Source organism: Neobacillus sp. PVCKKU3, assembly GCF_058323225.1.
Map to the genome: position 1 here is coordinate 60,033 of NZ_JBLVQN010000003.1, position 17,993 is coordinate 78,025.

The following is a 17,993-nucleotide window of genomic DNA, read 5'->3' on the forward strand; positions in this document are numbered from 1 at the left end:
ACGAAAATTATATTTTCATGTATGACAAATAAAAAAATTTACACGAAAATGGAAAAACGGCGGAACCATTATGCCTTTTTTGCAGGGATTCCATCATTTTGGAAAGACAGAAATTTCCATAAAAATCTTAGGCTTCTTGGCGGTTATTCCAATCTTTCAAGAAAGCTTCGATCCCTTTGTCTGTTAGTGGGTGCTGAGTAAGTCCCATCAATACTTTGTAAGGAATGGTCGCGATATGCGCGCCTCTTAATGCTGCCTCCGTAACATGCAGCGGGTGGCGGATAGATGCCGCGATGATTTCCGTTTTAATGTCATGAACGGCGAAAATGTCAGCAATCGTGGAAATTAAGTCTAAGCCGTTTTGGCCGATATCATCCAGTCTTCCTAAGAATGGAGATACATAGGTTGCACCGGCGCGGGCAGCAAGCAGAGCTTGGTTCGCGTTGAAGATTAAAGTTACGTTTGTTTTAATGCCTTTTTTTGAAAAAGCATGGACCGCTTTCAGGCCGTCTGGAGTCATTGGAACTTTGACGGTGATATTTGGTGCGATGGCAGCAAGCTCGAGGCCTTCTTTGATCATGCCTTCAGCATCAAGGGCGATTACTTCTGCACTAACAGAACCAGGAACAAGGGCGGTAATTTCTTTTAAACGATCGTGAAAAGAAACGCCTTTTTCTTTAGCCACAAGGGATGGGTTTGTCGTAACACCTGCTAATAAACCAAGGTCATGCGCTTCGCGGATTTCTTCCAGGTTGGCTGTATCAATAAAAAATTTCATGTTGCTCTCCTCCATTTTTGCCTAAATTTTCTATATACTTTGAACACACGGAAACCGCCCTATTGGTAGGGCGGTTTATTTTATCATAACTACAAAAAAGTGCTTTTTAGGCTTTGCCTGAAGAACCGAATTCGCGCATTTTGCCAATTACGGTTTCTTTGATGGCATCGCGAGCAGGGCCCAAGTATTTGCGTGGGTCATACTCGTTTGGTTTAGCAGCTAGCACTTCACGAACTGTTTTTGCAGAAGCAATTTGGTTTTCAGTGTTTACGTTAATTTTTGCAGTTCCAAGTGAAACAGAACGCTGGATGTCCTTTGTTGGGATTCCAGTACCACCGTGTAATACTAGTGGCATACCAGTAAGTTTACCAATTTCTTCCATTTCTTTGAAACCAAGATTTGGTTCGCCTTTATAAGGGCCGTGTACTGAACCTAATGCAGGAGCTAGGCAGTCGATACCTGTGCGTTTAACTAATTCAACACACTCGTTAGCGTCAGCATAGATAATGCTTCCAGAAACGTCGTCCTCTTGTCCGCCAACTGTTCCTAGTTCAGCTTCAACGGAAACACCTTTTGAATGAGCGTAGTCTACTACCTTTTTAGTAATTTCCACGTTCTCTTCGAATGGGTGGTGTGAAGCATCGATCATAACAGATGTAAAACCTGCATCAATTGCTTCTTTACATTTTTCAAAACTTGAACCGTGATCAAGGTGAATAGCCACTGGTACCGTAATTTTATAATCTTCCATTAAGCCTTCTACCATTTTTACAACGGTTTTGAATCCGCCAATGTAACGGCCAGCGCCTTCAGAGACACCAAGGATTACAGGTGAATTCTCTTCTTGAGCAGCTTGAAGAATAGCTTGTGTGAATTCTAAGTTATTGATGTTAAATTGCCCTACAGCATAGCCTTCTGCTTTACCTTTGTTGAGCATTTCTTTCATGGAAACTAATGGCATATCTCTTCCTCCTTAAATTCGGTCGGTATCTTTCGGAAATGAGTTTATCCATATTGATTTTTCCCACCATATGGCTGATTATGTATCGTTTCCAAAAGATAGCAGCCAATCAAATTTTCACTATGTATCATATCAAAAGAAAGTAAGAATTGCTATTAATCTAACAGCGTTTTGTAAAAGTGTCATAATGAAAACGTCGTCATTCCGCTGGATAAAGAAAACTCGCCGATTGGCGAGCCCCTAAGGGCGAAGACAGAGGCGTAGTTGCACTTATGCGTTAAGAAAGTATAAAGCTTTCGACAGAAAGTTTATACTTTCTTATTAGCTGAAAAAAAGCAAACGATATGACGCTGCTTTTTTTCAAAAATATATTAATTCGTTTTTTGCGGGATATGTTTTCTGACGGCAGCGCGAATGTCGTCGATGTCAAACGGCTTGGCAAAGTGGGTGATGGCGCCAAGGTCTTTTGCTTCCTGAATCATGTCCAGTTCGCCGTAAGCGGTCATGATAATGACGCGAATGTCCGGGTCGAGCACTCTCATTCTTTTTAAAATTTCAATCCCGTCCATGCCTGGAATTTTCATATCCAACAGCACGAGGTCCGGGTCATGTGTTTTCACAATCTCCAGCGCCTGCACTCCGTTGGCAGCCTGAAAGGTCTGATACCCTTCTTTTTGAAAAACCTCATTCAATAAAATGCGGATGCCGAACTGGTCGTCAACGATTAAAATTTTCTCCTTCATTCTTCCACACCTCTTCCCTCATTTAATAGATTCAATATGTATATATCATTATTAAATTCTCCTTCTCGAGGAAAAAATCCTGCATCATTTTTAGAAACTGTTCATGTTATTTTATGGAAATTTATTTATTTTGGCATTTTTATAAAAAGGTCTATAATATTAGTGCATATGAGGAGGGTTTTTATGTTAAAAATGTTCACTACTCAATTAATGGGTTTATTTAAAAGAATAGAGGAAAAAGAAGAGTTTGCGTTTGAGGATGCGGCCCGCCTGCTTGCCCAGGCCCCTGTCGGCGACGGCTCTATTTATATTTATGGTGAAAAAGAAATGAAGGCTGTTTCAGCTGAAGCTGTGGATGGCGCTGAGCCTTTAAAATCAGCGAAAGCTTTGCTGATGGAGTCTGCGACTGACCTGGATATCGCCGATCGTGTATTGATTTTCGCGCGTACTTCTGCGGATGAGGCAGCTTTGTCAATTGCGAGTCAACTTCAGGAAAAAGGAATTCCGTTCGTGGCTATTTCGACTGTGATGGATGATTCTGAGGGTGGGTTATCAGAAATTGCTGATGTTCATATTGATTTGCGACTGACAAAAGGCTTGCTGCCAGACGAGTTTGGGAACCGAATTGGCTATCCGTCCTCGATGGCAGCCTTGTTTGTGTACTACGGATTGAAATTTACGATTGAAGAGATCTTGGCGGAATACGAAATGTAAGCGAAACGGTCCTTGTAATAAGGGCCGTTTTGATTTACTGGCTTAAAATTGAAATTTACTCGCCAGATTTCATGATTTACTCGCTCATTTTTAACTTTTACTCGCCAAATTCCTCATTTTACTCGCCAACCGCCCATTTTTAACCAAAAAACAAAGACCAGTCCCGCGCCCGGATAACTGGTCTTATTATTTCAAAAAATTATTTCTGTAAAGTAGCCTTAATAAAGTCACGGAACAAAGGCTGCGGGCGGTTTGGTCTAGAGATGAATTCCGGATGGAACTGGGATGCCACAAACCATGGGTGATCCTTCAACTCAATGATTTCCACTAAACGGCCGTCTGGGCTTGTCCCTGAGAAGACAAAGCCTGCCTCTTCCATTTCTTGACGATAATGATTGTTGAACTCATAACGATGACGATGGCGCTCGTAAACGACATTATTTTCGTACGCTTCATGGGCTTTTGTTCCCTCAACAACACGGCAAGGGTACAGACCAAGACGTAACGTTCCGCCCAAATCCTCAACATCCTTCTGCTCTGGAAGCAAGTCGATGATTGGATGCTGTGTTTCCGGTACGAACTCAGAAGAATGAGCATCCTTGTAACCAATTACGTTGCGGGCGAATTCAATGGTCGCCAGCTGCATGCCTAAGCAGATGCCAAGCAATGGCTTTTTGGACTCACGTGCATAGCGGATCGCTTCAATTTTTCCTTCGACACCGCGGTCGCCGAATCCGCCTGGAATCAGCACTCCGTCTACATCATCAAGAAGTTCCACCACATTTTCGCTAGTCACTTCTTCAGCATTAATCCACTTAATTTCTACATCGGAATCAAACGCGTAACCAGCATGTTTCAACGCTTCAACTACGGAAATATAGGCATCCTGAAGTTCCACGTATTTACCGACTAATCCGATACGAGTCTTATTGGCAAGATTCAGCACACGGTCAACTAGTGCTTTCCATTCAGTCATATCCGCTTCCCCAGTTTGCAGCTTCAAATGGTCGCAAACGATTTGGTCCATGTTTTGCTCCTGCAAAGCAAGTGGAATGGAGTATAGCGTATCGGCATCACGGCACTCGATCACTGCTTTTGCATCAATATCACAGAATAACGCTAGTTTATCTTTCATATCCTGCGAAATTTCCATTTCAGTACGAACAACAATAATATTAGGCTGAATGCCAAGGCTGCGCAGCTCTTTTACGCTGTGCTGGGTTGGCTTTGTCTTCATTTCACCAGCCGCTTTAATATAAGGAACAAGTGAACAGTGAATATACATGACGTTTTCACTGCCAATATCGCTTTTAATTTGACGGATTGCTTCTAAAAACGGCAGGGACTCGATGTCACCGACAGTACCGCCGATTTCCGTAATTACCACATCGGCATTTGTTTCTTTGCCGGCACGGAAGACACGGTCCTTGATTTCGTTAGTAATGTGCGGAATAACTTGCACGGTTGCGCCAAGATAGTCACCGCGGCGCTCTTTGCGAAGGACAGTGGAATAAATTTTTCCAGTTGTCACGTTGCTGTACTTGTTTACGTTAATATCAATAAAACGCTCATAGTGGCCCAAATCCAAATCGGTTTCCGCACCATCATCGGTTACGAACACTTCGCCGTGTTGATACGGGCTCATTGTTCCCGGGTCAACGTTGATGTACGGGTCTAATTTTTGAGTGGTCACGCTTAAGCCGCGATTTTTCAATAAGCGTCCTAAAGATGCGGCGGTAATCCCTTTTCCAAGCGATGAAACAACACCGCCAGTTACAAAAATATACTTTGTCATGTAAATATTCCCCCTCAGATACAGTTTGTGCATTATTCAGAATGTTAAAGGGTATTTTTGCAAAAATTATTTTTCTGCTGCTCCAAAAAATAAAAAACCCCATAAAAGCTGGGTTTTTATCAAAATAAAAAGCGCTCCTCTTACGCATTGTAAGGGAGCGCGTATACATTCGTTCGAATGGTCCTTTTTAAGGAGCCCAAACAAGATGATACAAGGGGCTGATGAAAAAGTCAAGCCTATTCATCCCGAGATGAGATGTTTAAGATTAGAGATCCTCGTCCTCTTCCTCATCTTCTAGTTCAAGTTCTTCTTCCTCTTCTAGGTCATCTTCAAGTTCTTCATCATCTTCGAATTCAAGTTCTTCTTCATCCTCAAGAACGTCATCTTCATCTTCGAATTCGTCGTCGATTTCATCAATCTCGTCAAGGTTCTCCTCTTCATCGTCAAGGAGATCATCTTCCTCTTCAAAGTCGTCGACATCGTCGTAGTCTTCGTCATCGAGTTCTTCAAATTCGTCGATTTCATCGATATCCTCGTCTTCGACAACCTTCTTCTTCTTCTTCTTCGATTTGACGACTGCGACAACTTCTTCCTCTTGGGTATCAACCGGATACCAAACGCGAAGTCCCCAGCGGTTTTCACCTAAAGTCAAGAATCGGCCATCGATATTTAGATCGGTGTAAAACTGTGCCAGACGAGCACGCATTTCTGATTCAGAAATACCCGCAGCCTTGGTAATTTCCTTCACTAAATCGGCGAAGGCGACTGGCTGCTTACTATTTTTCATAAATTCATAAGCCATTTCGATGAGCGATAACTCTTGCAGCTCCTCTTTTGAGTACATTGCTAAACTCAATATCGGCACTTCCTTTCTCTATTTAACACTCTTAGTAGAGTGAATAACGGCTATTTCAAAGTTTTTCCTTAAAAACGCATATTCCTCATTATAAACAAATTCTAGAGGTTTATGCTAGTTCTAGCTGTTTGTTTTACTTGATTTTTTCCTTTTTTGGCTTCTCTTCATCCTTTTTAATCTGTTCTCTTACTATTTTTAGCTCTTTAAGAGATATGTACAAAAAGAAGATGGCCAGCAACAGGAACGAAACAGCACCTAGTTGCAGTTCATAAAGATAATATAACGGCCAGGCTGTAATTATTAAAACCATGATTATATGATTTACTCTCATAAGCTGACACCTGCCCATAACCTCTGGAGGTAAAATACTATATTGATTATATAGGATATATCATAATATTGGAAAATATTTTTTAAGGAACGAAAAAAGGGGGAGTGCCCCCCTTTTAATTAACGTCCCCATTCATTACATATTACGGCGATACTGTCCGCCTACTTCGTATAGAGCGCGTGTGATTTGGCCGAGACTGGCGACTTTGACGGTTTCCATAAGTTCGGCAAAGATGTTGCCGCCGCTTGTGGCCGCTTCCTTCAACCGCTTCAGCGCTGCATCGGATTCTGCTGCGTGCGCATCCTGGAAGGCACGCAAATTGTGAATCTGCAGCTCTTTCTCCTCCGTCGTCGCCCGAGCCAATTCCATATTATCAATCGCTTCCTCGGATGGAGGATTTGGATTCAAATACGTATTTACCCCGATAATCGGCAGTTCGCCCGTATGTTTTAACATTTCATAGTGCATCGACTCATCCTGAATCTTGCCGCGCTGGTACTGAGTTTCCATTGCGCCTAGGACGCCGCCGCGGTCATTCAGCCGTTCGAATTCTTGAAGCACCGCTTCTTCAACTAAATCAGTCAGCTCTTCTACGATAAAAGAGCCCTGAAGCGGATTTTCATTCTTCGTCAAGCCGTGCTCCTTAGTGATAATCATCTGAATCGCCATTGCCCGACGGACCGATTCCTCGGTCGGTGTCGTAATCGCCTCATCATATGCATTCGTATGCAGCGAGTTGCAGTTATCTTGCAGCGCCATCAATGCCTGAAGTGTGGTGCGGATATCATTAAAATCGATTTCCTGCGCGTGCAGTGAACGGCCCGATGTCTGCACATGATACTTCAGCTTTTGGCTGCGCTCGTTGGCACCATACTTGTCACGCATGACAGTTGCCCAAATGCGGCGGGCCACCCGGCCAATCACGGTGTACTCCGGATCCAAACCATTCGAGAAGAAGAACGACAGGTTCGGAGCGAAGTCATCAATGTTCATGCCGCGGCTTAAATAGTACTCAACGTAGGTAAAGCCATTAGACAAAGTGAATGCCAGCTGTGAAATCGGGTTCGCTCCCGCTTCGGCAATATGATAGCCGGAAATCGACACGGAATAGTAGTTACGAACCTGATGATCGATGAAATATTGCTGGATATCGCCCATCATCCTTAAAGCAAATTCTGTTGAAAAAATACATGTATTTTGGCCCTGGTCTTCTTTTAAAATATCAGCCTGAACTGTACCGCGGACGGTTTTCAGCGTGTAGGCGCGGACTTGGGCAAATTCTTCGACGGTCAGAACGCGGCCTAGTTCAGCTTCTTTACGTTTCACCTGCTGGTCAATTGCCGTGTTCATGAACATCGCCAGGATGATTGGTGCCGGACCATTGATCGTCATCGATACGGATGTTGACGGATGACAGAGGTCGAAGCCATCGTACAGCTTTTTCATATCGTCTAACGTACAAACGCTGACGCCGCTTTCGCCGACTTTACCGTAAATGTCGGGACGGTAATCCGGGTCTTCGCCGTATAGGGTTACTGAGTCAAACGCCGTACTTAAGCGTTTTGCCGAATCGTCCTTCGATAAATAGTGGAAACGGCGGTTCGTCCGTTCCGGTGTGCCTTCGCCGGCAAACTGGCGTTTTGGATCCTCCCCTTCACGCTTGAACGGGAATACGCCTGCTGTGTACGGGAAGGAGCCCGGCAGGTTCTCACGATACACCCAGCGCAGGATTTCACCGTAATCCTTGTATTTCGGCAGGGCCACTTTTGGAATATCAAGCCCTGATAAGCTCTTTGCTTTTAAAATGGTAATGATCTCTTTGTCGCGGATTCTGGTAACGAATTTGTCAGCTGTGTAAGCTGCTTTTGTTTGTTCCCAACCGTCCAAGATAAGCTTCGACTCAGGTGTCAGCTGCGCTTCGGTTTGCTGTTTAACCGCTTCAAGGGCTGCAACGACTTCTGGCTGATCCTTCACCGCTTCAATGGCGCCTTCAAGCTGGAATAATTTCCGGGAAATATTTGCTTGCTGCTCCGCCTTTTTATGGTAGCCGCGGACAGTTTCGGAAATTTCCCTTAAGTAATAGCGGCGGTCCGTCGGAATGATGATGTTTTGCTTTTCGACCTTCGCCTCTTTGCTGTATGATGTCACCCAATTGGTCGCCGCTTTTTCATTGATTTTTTCAACGAGGGCTGCAAACAGGGCGTTCGTGCCAGGGTCATGGAACTGGCTGGCGATTGTGCCGTACACCGGCATTTCCGATGGATCTTTTTCAAAAAGCATATGGCTGCGCTGGTACTGCTTCTGCACCTGGCGCTTCGCGTCCTCGGAGCCCTTACGCTCAAATTTATTGATGACAATCAGGTCGGCAAAGTCAATCATGTCGATTTTCTCCAGCTGGGACGGCGCCCCGAACTCGCTGGTCATCACGTACATGGCAACATCGCAAATTTCCGTGATGCCGGCGTCGCCCTGGCCGATTCCGCTCGTTTCGACGATGACCAAGTCAAATCCGGCTGCCTTCGTGACCGCTACGGCGTCTTTAATGGCCAGCGACAATTCGCTCCTTGATGCACGGGTTGCCAAGCTGCGCATATAGACGTTTGGCGAAAAAATCGCATTCATACGGATTCGGTCGCCAAGTAACGCCCCGCCCGTTTTTTGCTTGGTTGGGTCAACCGAAAGGATAGCAACCTTTTTGGCTGGAAACTCGTTGATAAAACGGCGAATCAATTCGTCGGTCAGCGAGCTTTTTCCGGCCCCGCCCGTACCGGTGATCCCGATAACCGGAATCGACTTCTCAAGCTCCTTCACTTTTTCAAGAACCTGCTCAGCCGTGGCAGCCGCCTCATTTTTTTGGTCAACATGATTTTCCGCAATTGTAATCAGCTTGGCAACGGCATTCGTGTCGCCCGTCGGCAGCTTTTCGATTTGCTCTGGGATATTTTCTGAAGCAACCGTTGAAAAATCACACTCTTGAATCATTAGGTCGATCATTCCCTGCAACCCGAGCTTTCGGCCGTCTTCTGGCGAGAAGATGCCGGCAATGCCGTACTCTTGGAGTTCATTGATTTCTCTTGGGATGATGACGCCCCCGCCGCCGCCATAAATGCGGATATGCGATGCGCCTTTTTCTTTTAATAGGTCATACATGTATTTAAAGTATTCAACGTGCCCTCCTTGATAAGAGGAAATCGCAATGCCCTGGGCATCTTCCTGGATGGCGGCGTTGACAACCTCCTCGACCGAGCGGTTGTGGCCAAGGTGAATAACCTCGGCTCCGCTTGATTGAAGGATGCGCCGCATGATATTGATGGAAGCATCATGTCCGTCAAACAAACTCGACGCGGTCACAAAGCGAATATGATGCTTCGGCTGATATTTTCCGGTTGTACTCATCTCAATTTAGCCCCCTTGTTTTTTTAAATTCTTGAATTACTTCTTTTAACCGTCCCTTTTTACCCCAAGCCCTTTAAAAATAAACTCCGTCTGCAATTCAATGTATTCGTCCAGCGTAAACAGCTTCCGGAGCGCCCAGCGGCGGAAGCCCCACATTTGCCCCTGGACAAAAATATCGTGGGCGATGATTTTGATTTGTTTTTCTGACATCTCAAGTTCGCCGTTCTCCACACATTTATGGAGCATATTTTCAAACATGGCGACCATCTCTAATTCCTTCTTTAACACATATGGAAGGGCGTCCTTGGATAAGGATTTTACTTCCTGATACATGACGAGGATTTCGTCCTGCAATTCATCCATAACATGGAAGAAGTTTGAGATTCCCACTTTTAAGCTCTCTAATGTCCCTTGCTTGTGATCAAGGTTCTCCTCGAGCTGCTCCTTCACATGATCATAGATGCTGTCGCACACCAGATATAAAATATCTTCCTTCGTCCGGATGTACTCGTACAACGTCCCGATGCTAAAGCCCGCCGCTCTGGCAATTTCCCGGGTCGTTGTCCGATGAAACCCCTTTTCTTTAAAAAGTGCAACGGCCCCTTTGATCATTTGATCACGCCTTTTTTGCACAAGGCGTTCGTCTTTGACCGAGGCCTGAACCTCCCGTTTATTCATCGCGCTCGAACCGCTCCTTGTCTAGCTACAGCGCCTAGGGGCTCGAAGGTCTACAGCCAATCCGTCAAGAAGGCTAAAAAGCAGCCTTCTCGCCGGCTCGTCTTATGCCTGTCGCCCCCGGTCAAGGCGCTTCCGCTTTTCGTTTTACTTCGTAATCATTCTAGAAATAACAAGGCGCTGAATTTCCTGAGTGCCCTCGTAAATTTGCGTGATTTTTGCATCACGCATGAAGCGTTCGACCGGATAATCCTTCGTATAGCCGTAGCCGCCGAACACCTGAACTGCTTCTGTTGTTACCTTCATCGCTGTATCGCCTGCAAACAGTTTAGACATAGCGGACTCCTTACCATAAGGAAGACCGTTGGACTCAAGCCATGCTGCCTGATAGGTTAATAGTCTTGCTGCTTCAATGTTTGTCGCCATATCGGCAAGCTTGAAGCTGATGCCTTGGTTGGCGGCGATTGGCTTGCCGAACTGAACGCGTTCCTTCGCATAGTCAACTGCTGCATCAAGCGCGCCTTGGGCAATACCGACTGCCTGCGCCGCGATGCCGTTGCGGCCGCCATCAAGTGTCATCATCGCCACTTTAAAGCCTTCACCCTCTTCGCCAAGTCTATTTTCAACCGGAACCTTGCAATCTTCAAAAATAATTTCTGTTGTCGGTGATGAACGAATGCCCAGTTTCTTTTCTTTTTTCCCAACAGAGAATCCCGCGAAATCTTTTTCAACGATAAATGCTGTTGTACCGCGCTGCTTGTTGGATGGATCGGTTAGTGCAAATACGACATAAATGTCGGCCTCACCGCCATTAGTAATGAAAATTTTTGAACCGTTCAGCACGTAGTGGTCGCCCTCAAGGCGTGCCGTCGTTCTCATCCCGCCTGCGTCAGAGCCGCTGCCTGGCTCGGTTAAGCCATAAGCTCCGATTTTTGAACCTTCAGCCAGCGGACGAAGGTATTTTTGCTTTTGCTCTTCATTACCGAACTTGTAAATTGGCCAGCTGGCAAGAGATGTGTGTGCGGAAAGGGTAACCCCGACTGATGAATCGATGCGGGAAAGCTCTTCAACCGCGATACAGTAAGCAAGATAATCGCTGCCGATGCCGCCGTACTCTTCCGGCCATGGAATTCCCGTTAAGCCAAGCTCCGCCATTTTGTCAAAAATCTCCCGGTCAAAGCGCTCTTCCTCATCACGCTCAGCAGCCGTTGGAGCAATCTCGTTCTGCGCAAAGTCGCGCACCATTTTGCGAATCATTTCATGTTCTTCGGTTAATTTGAAGTTCATTTTGGGTATCCTCCTTGATTATGAAAATTGATAGGTATCCTGGTACAAGCTTTATACTGTTCACGACACAATTTGTGTAGTTCACGACAAATTTAGAGCGCTTCACGACATCATTCAGCGTTCTCACGACAATTGTGAGGTGTTTCAAAACAAAATTTGGATAATACTTACAAACGCAAGATTCTCACGACGTATTCGGACCCTCTCACGACATTTTTTTAAGATTCCACTACAAAAATTAGCAGTCTCTCAACATTTATTGGAAATATAAAGAAATTACAGATGCTTGCTAATCACAATCCTCTGAATCTCGCTCGTTCCCTCATAAATCTCCGTCACCTTGGCATCGCGGAAGTAGCGCTCAACTGGATAATCCTCGGTATAGCCGTAGCCTCCGAAGACCTGGATTGCTTCAGTCGCAACCTCAACCGCTGTTCTTGTTGCAAAAAGCTTCGCCATCGACGCTTCCTTGCCGCATTTCAAGCCCTGTCCACGCAAATCAGCTGCTCGGTAGACTAGTAATCTAGCAGCCTCCACATTCGTCGCCATATCAGCAAGCTTAAATCCGATCCCTTGCTGGGCGGCAATCGGTTTCCCAAACTGATGGCGCCCCTTCGCATATTCGGTTGCGGCCGACAGTGCGGCTTCAGCAATTCCAAGCGCCTGGGCGGCAATTCCGATGCGGCCGGCATCGAGGTTCGCCATCGCAATTTTAAAACCTTCGCCCTCAGCACCAAGCAGGTTCTCAGCCGGAACGCGCATATCCTCAAAAGTAAGCTGCACCGTTCTCGAGCCATGCAGGCCCATTTTCTTCTCGTCCTTGCCAATCACAAGTCCGGGGGTATTTTTTTCCACAATAAAGGCAGACACGCCTTTAGCTCCCAATTCAGGAGTTGTTTTTGCAAAAACAATGTAAACATCAGCCTCGCCGCCATTGGTAATGAAGACCTTGGAACCGTTAATCACATAATGGCCGCCGTCGCAAACCGCCCTCGACTTCATGCTGGCGGCATCCGACCCGGCGCTCGGCTCCGTTAAACAGAAAGCGCCTAAGTATTCACCAGCGGCCAGCTTTGGTACGTACTTTTGCTTCTGCTCCTCCGTTCCAAAGTAAAGAATCGGGTTCGTGCCCACAGAAGTGTGCACCGACAAAATCACGCCCATTGTCGCACTGACCTTAGAAAGCTCGTTGATGGCGATGATATAGGAGGTGAAATCCATCTCAGCGCCGCCATATTGCTCTGGAACCGGGATGCCCATCAGGCCAAGCCCGCCCATTTTGCGGAGAATTTCACGTGGGAACTCTCCTTTTTCCATTTTTTCTATAAACGGCGCTACTTCAATGGCGGCAAAGTCGCGCACCATTTTGCGCATCATTTCTTGCTCTTGTGTGAATGTTAGATTCATGCTGAACTCCCCTTTTGGAGAAAGTAGTGTGACCGAACTCATTTTTAATGCCCCTTTCTCGAGGATTCTGTATTCTTTGCTTGAATCTTGCTACCCCTATTTTTAAGACCCCTACTGCTATTCTTGAAAAAGTTTTCTCCCGAGTAGACCAATTCGTTATCTCTATTTTTCTATTTTTATAAAATTTAACAGTAATTCTGCTTATGCGTATTCGTAAAATCCACGTCCCGTTTTCTTACCCAGCCAGCCTGCTTTTACATATTTACGCAGCAGCGGGCATGGGCGGTACTTGTCATCACCAAAGCCTTCGTGCAATGTTTCCATGATGTAAAGGCAGGTATCCAAACCGATAAAGTCGGCCAGCGTTAACGGCCCCATTGGGTGGTTCATGCCAAGCTTCATCACTTCGTCGATCGCTTCCTTCGTAGCCACGCCCTCGTACAATGTATAGATCGCTTCGTTAATCATCGGCATCAGCACGCGGTTGGCAACAAAGCCAGGGAAGTCGTTTACCTCTACAGGCACTTTGGATAACGTTTTTGTCATGTCTTCGATGACCTGATACACTTCATCAGCCGTTGCCAAGCCGCGGATGATTTCCACCAACCTCATGACAGGCACCGGGTTCATGAAGTGCATACCGATGACCTTTTCCGGACGCTTCGTTGCTGCCGCGATTTCCGTAATCGGCAGCGAGGAGGTATTGCTTGCTAAAATCGCATGCGCCGGTGCAATTTCGTCTAACTGCGCAAAGATTTTCGTTTTGATTTCCATGTTTTCAACAGCTGCTTCGATGACAAGATCCACGCCGGATGCGTCTTGCAGGTCTGTTGATGAAGTCAGGTTGCTAAGCACCTCCTGCTTTTGCTCCTCACTTAGGCGGCCTTTTTCCACGTTGCGGGATAGGTTTTTGTTAATAACCCCGAGTCCGCGCTCAACAAATTCCGATTTCAAATCGTTTAAAATAACCTTATAACCAGCTTGTGCACAAACCTGGGCAATTCCCGAGCCCATTTGGCCGGCCCCAATTACCATTACCTTTTCAACCTTCATGTTTTCCCCTCCGTTTGCGGTCGGAATTAAATTTTCGGCCGCGATTTTTTGTATTATTTGTTTCATTCGAGAGTATTTCCCTCTCATCCGAGAGTAAGTTCACTCTATCCGAGAGTATTTTTTCCTTATCCGAGAGTAAAGCCAATCTATCCGAGAGTATTTCTTCCTTATCCGAGAGTAAGCCGCCTCACGTTACCTCTTCGGCACCTCAATCATAATCGCATCGCCCTGGCCGCCGCCGCTGCAGATGGCCGCAATTCCGATCCCGCCGCCGCGGCGCTTTAACTCATGCAACAAAGTAATGATGATGCGCGCTCCGCTTGCGCCAATTGGATGGCCAAGGGCAACCGCACCGCCGTTGACATTAACTTTTTCCGGATCCAAGCCGGCGATTTGGCCGCTCGCCAGCGCTACGGCCGCGAACGCTTCGTTGATTTCAAATAAGTCAATTTCCTCAGGGCTTCGGCCTGTTTTTCGTAAAATTTCATTGATAACAAGTCCCGGTGTTTGCGGGAAGTCCTTGGCTTCTACCGCAATCGCAGCCTGGCCGATGATGACCGCTTCTACCCGCCGGCCTTCATGCTCCGCACGTTCCTCGCTCATCAACACGAGTGCACCGGCCCCATCATTGACCCCTGGTGCGTTTCCTGCTGTGATGGTACCTTCACCATTAAACGCCGGTCCAAGCTTCGCTAATTTTTCTATAGAAGTGTCTTTCCGCGGCGCTTCATCATGCTCGACTACTACCGTCGCCCCTTTGCGCTGCGGCACCTCCACCTTCACAATCTCTTCGGCAAACTTGCCGCTCTCGATTGCTTCAATTGCCCGCTGGTGGCTTCTTAATGCCCACTCATCCTGTGCTTCGCGGCTAAGCGACATCTCTTCAGCAGTCGAGTTTCCGTACGTTCCCATATGCACGCCGGTAAAGCTGCAGCTCAATCCATCGTGAATCATCAAATCCTGAACAGCCGCGTCGCCCATTCTTAGGCCCCACCTTGCTTTTGGCAAAATGTACGGTGCATTTGACATTGATTCCATACCGCCTGCAACAATCACTTCTTCATCGCCGGCGCGGATGATTTGGTCAGCAAGCGTGACGCTGCGCAGACCTGATGCACAGACCTTGTTAATCGTTTCTGTTTTTACTTCCCATGGCAGCCCAGCGCCCCGCGCAGCTTGGCGGGATGGGATTTGCCCTTGTCCACCCTGCAGGACTGATCCAAATATCACTTCTTGCACGTCTTCCGGATTCACATTAGCACGTTGTAACGCTTCTTTAATGGCTATACCGCCTAACTGAGAAGCGCTAAAGCCGCTCAATGCCCCGCCCAATTTACCAAAAGGCGTTCTAACCCCGCTTAAGATAACCGTTCTGCTCATTCAAAACATTCCTTTCCCCTGTTTTTATTTCAAAAAACAATTATGCCTTTTCCCAATTTTCAGTCACTGGTACATAAAAAAATGGGAGCGTGCTGATTTCATCATCGACTGAACGCTCGCTCAACACTGCTGCAAAAACTAACGCAGGTCCAGGGGATCACCCTGCCCACGCATTTAATTAAAAAAGGAAATGTAAGCGTTTTAATCCACTTATTCTATTTTACAAAAAAAATAGCAGAAGTTGAATTGTTTTACACAAAATTCCTAAAATTTTTTCGCGTGTATGCAATCAACCTCTGCTATTTTAAAATTCAATTTTCAGTCTTACGATGCAACTGCCGCGGGTTCACCACAGACAGCTTTTTCAAGAAGCTCAGCCACGTCGTAGGTAGCAACCTTGTCTTCAACCTCTTTCGCCTTCGTACCGTCTGACAGCATTGTCAAGCAGTATGGACAGCCGGAGCTGATGACTGATGGGTTCACCGATAATGCCTGCTCTGTACGTGCCACGTTGATGCGGTGTCCTGTTTCTTCCTCCATCCACATCAAGCCGCCGCCGGCGCCACAGCACATTCCCTTTTCACGGTTCCGTTCCATTTCCACCAGCTTCACGCCTGGGATGGCCTTCAAGATTTCACGCGGTGCATCATAAACGTCGTTGTAACGTCCTAAGTAACAAGAGTCATGGAACGTAATCGTTTCGTTCACGGCATGCTTTGGCTTCAAACGGCCATCGCGGACTAGTTCGAAAAGAACCTCCGTATGGTGGTAAACCTCAGCCTGCAACCCGAAATCAGGGTATTCATTTTTGAAAATATTGTAGGCGTGCGGGTCAATTGTCACGATTTTCTTAACCTCAGCCTTTTCGAATTCTTCAATGTTTTTCACAGCAAGATCCTGGAACAGGAACTCGTTTCCAAGACGGCGGACCGTGTCGCCGGAGTTCTTTTCTTTGTTTCCAAGGATAGCGAATTTCACGCCAGCTTCGTTCAACAATTTAGCGAAGGACAACGCAATCTTCTGGCTGCGGTTGTCGTAAGAGCCCATTGAGCCAACCCAGAACAGGTACTCGAACTCTTCGCCAGCTTTGTTCATTTCTTTGACAGTCGGAACATGAACATCTTCACGTGCTTCGCGCCATGTTTCGCGCTCTTTTCTGTTCAAGCCCCAAGGGTTGCCCTGACGCTCGATGTTCGTGATCGCGCGCTGTGCATCAGCGTCCAATTTTCCTTCTGTTAAAACTAGGTAACGGCGAAGATCAATAATTTTCTCAACATGCTCGTTCATAACCGGACATTGGTCTTCACAGTTACGGCAGGTTGTACAAGCCCAGATTTCTTCTTCGGTGATGACATCGCCGATCAGGCTTGGGCTATAGACGGAAGTTGCTGCAGTTTCAGAAGCGCCTTGGCCTGCTGCGGCAAGTGCAATCTGGTTACCTTTGGTGCCAGCGAATGCAAATGTCGGCACCCATGGCTGCTTTTGCGTCACAGCCGCACCATGGTTGGTGAGGTGATCACGCATTTTCACGATTAAATCCATCGGTGACAGCATTTTGCCTGTGCCGGTTGCCGGACACATATTGGTACAGCGGCCGCATTCTACACAAGCATAGAAGTCAACCATTTGCAGCTGTGTGAAGTCTTCAATTTTTCCAACGCCAAATGATTCAGCGGATTCGTCTTCAAAGTCAATCTTTCTCAGTTTGCCTGCCTTATCCAAACGATTCAGGTAAACGTTTGCAGGACCGGCGATTAAGTGAGCGTGTTTTCCTTGCGGCACATATACTAAGAATGCCAATAAGAAAATCAAGTGCAGCCACCATGCCACATAAAGGATGGATACTGCTGCTGTTTTGCCAATACCGGCGAAGATGATTGAAATGAGCGATGCAACCGGTTCTGACCAAGAAGGTTCCTCGCCATGCCAGATAAGATCCATACCGTTACCTAACAGTACCCAAACCATTAAGCCGCCGATAAAGATTAATACAAGACCTGATTTAAAGCCTCTTTTTAAGCGGACAAGTTTTTCAACATAACGGCGATGAAATGCCCAGAAAGTTGCCACTAAAATGACTAAAGTGACGATCTCCTGGAAGAATGTAAATGCCGGATAAAGCGGTCCTAGCGGAAGGTGGGATCCTGGTGCAATCCCTTTCCAAATAAAATCAATCGCTCCAAATTGAACAAGAATGAAGCCGTAGAAGAACATAACGTGGATGGCACCACTCTTTTTATCCTTTAAAAGCTTCTTCTGCCCGAATACCATGACCCAGATTTTTCGCATACGTTCTTTGACATTGTTGTCAAACTCTTCCTTTTTGCCAAGCTTCATATATTCGATCCGTGTTTTGACAACATAGACGAACAGGCTGAGCGCGTAAGCGGTTACGGCCAAGAAGGCAATAAGGTTGACCCATAAAAGTCCATTCATGAAATAAGCCCCTTTCGTTGATTTCTCCCCTAAGTTTTTTACTAGATGTTCAAAATAGTAAATTTTCTGAATTACCTTAACTCTATTATAATATGAATGAGCATTCAGTCAATCCATTTTTACTAACTTATAGAAATGTTTGTTGTTGGAAAAACTAACGAAACTGATTGGAGGAAGGTTT

Annotated in this window: 14 protein-coding genes; 1 reads left to right on the plus strand and 13 read right to left on the minus strand. The window is 46.2% G+C overall.

What is annotated here, in order from left to right; all coding sequences use genetic code 11:
- Positions 1–127 precede the first annotated feature (127 nt).
- From fsa to ACNQGS_RS03230, 3 genes are all read right to left on the minus strand, one after another.
- The gene (gene fsa, locus ACNQGS_RS03220; RefSeq protein ID WP_213147959.1) at positions 128–778 is read right to left on the minus strand and encodes a fructose-6-phosphate aldolase; all 651 of its coding nucleotides are present in this window, start codon (positions 776–778) and stop codon (positions 128–130) included.
- A 106-nt stretch (positions 779–884) separates the two neighbouring features.
- Entirely contained in the window at positions 885–1,739 is an 855-nt protein-coding gene (locus ACNQGS_RS03225) for a class II fructose-bisphosphate aldolase (protein ID WP_491486095.1), read from the minus strand.
- 371 nt (positions 1,740–2,110) lie between these two features.
- Positions 2,111–2,482, minus strand: coding sequence for a response regulator (locus ACNQGS_RS03230; RefSeq protein ID WP_491486096.1), 372 nt, complete (start codon positions 2,480–2,482; stop codon positions 2,111–2,113).
- Positions 2,483–2,665: 183 nt separating this feature from the next.
- On the opposite strand from ACNQGS_RS03230, the gene ACNQGS_RS03235 reads away from it, so the two are divergent.
- Positions 2,666–3,196, plus strand: coding sequence for a DUF2529 domain-containing protein (locus ACNQGS_RS03235; protein ID WP_491486097.1), 531 nt, complete (start codon positions 2,666–2,668; stop codon positions 3,194–3,196).
- Between the two features lie 199 nt (positions 3,197–3,395).
- On the opposite strand, the gene pyrG is transcribed toward ACNQGS_RS03235, so the two are convergent.
- The 10 genes from pyrG to ACNQGS_RS03285 all read right to left on the minus strand — a co-directional run bounded on the left by pyrG (position 3,396) and on the right by ACNQGS_RS03285 (position 17,812).
- Positions 3,396–4,991 (minus strand): CTP synthase, encoded by a 1,596-nt coding sequence (gene pyrG / locus ACNQGS_RS03240; RefSeq protein ID WP_491486098.1) that lies wholly within the window; start codon positions 4,989–4,991, stop codon positions 3,396–3,398.
- Between the two features lie 265 nt (positions 4,992–5,256).
- On the minus strand, positions 5,257–5,847 hold the full coding sequence (rpoE, locus tag ACNQGS_RS03245) for a DNA-directed RNA polymerase subunit delta (RefSeq protein ID WP_491486099.1): 591 nt from the start codon (positions 5,845–5,847) through the stop codon (positions 5,257–5,259).
- Between the two features lie 133 nt (positions 5,848–5,980).
- On the minus strand, positions 5,981–6,178 hold the full coding sequence (locus tag ACNQGS_RS03250) for a hypothetical protein (protein WP_423800130.1): 198 nt from the start codon (positions 6,176–6,178) through the stop codon (positions 5,981–5,983).
- 135 nt (positions 6,179–6,313) lie between these two features.
- Positions 6,314–9,574: a fused isobutyryl-CoA mutase/GTPase IcmF gene (icmF, locus tag ACNQGS_RS03255; protein WP_491486100.1), complete on the minus strand. Its 3,261-nt coding sequence runs from the start codon at positions 9,572–9,574 to the stop codon at positions 6,314–6,316.
- Positions 9,575–9,619: 45 nt separating this feature from the next.
- Entirely contained in the window at positions 9,620–10,252 is a 633-nt protein-coding gene (locus ACNQGS_RS03260) for a TetR/AcrR family transcriptional regulator (protein WP_491486101.1), read from the minus strand.
- Between the two features lie 144 nt (positions 10,253–10,396).
- Positions 10,397–11,536, minus strand: coding sequence for an acyl-CoA dehydrogenase (locus ACNQGS_RS03265; RefSeq protein ID WP_491486102.1), 1,140 nt, complete (start codon positions 11,534–11,536; stop codon positions 10,397–10,399).
- 276 nt (positions 11,537–11,812) lie between these two features.
- Positions 11,813–12,943 carry an acyl-CoA dehydrogenase gene (locus tag ACNQGS_RS03270; protein ID WP_491486191.1) on the minus strand — a complete coding sequence of 377 codons (1,131 nt, stop codon included), beginning with the start codon at positions 12,941–12,943 and terminating at the stop codon, positions 11,813–11,815.
- 201 nt (positions 12,944–13,144) lie between these two features.
- On the minus strand, positions 13,145–13,996 hold the full coding sequence (locus tag ACNQGS_RS03275; protein WP_491486192.1) for a 3-hydroxybutyryl-CoA dehydrogenase: 852 nt from the start codon (positions 13,994–13,996) through the stop codon (positions 13,145–13,147).
- 192 nt (positions 13,997–14,188) lie between these two features.
- Positions 14,189–15,376, minus strand: a complete 1,188-nt coding sequence (locus ACNQGS_RS03280) for an acetyl-CoA C-acetyltransferase (RefSeq protein WP_491486103.1) — start codon at positions 15,374–15,376, stop codon at positions 14,189–14,191.
- A 324-nt stretch (positions 15,377–15,700) separates the two neighbouring features.
- The gene (locus tag ACNQGS_RS03285) at positions 15,701–17,812 is read right to left on the minus strand and encodes a (Fe-S)-binding protein (RefSeq protein WP_491486104.1); all 2,112 of its coding nucleotides are present in this window, start codon (positions 17,810–17,812) and stop codon (positions 15,701–15,703) included.
- Positions 17,813–17,993 lie beyond the last annotated feature (181 nt).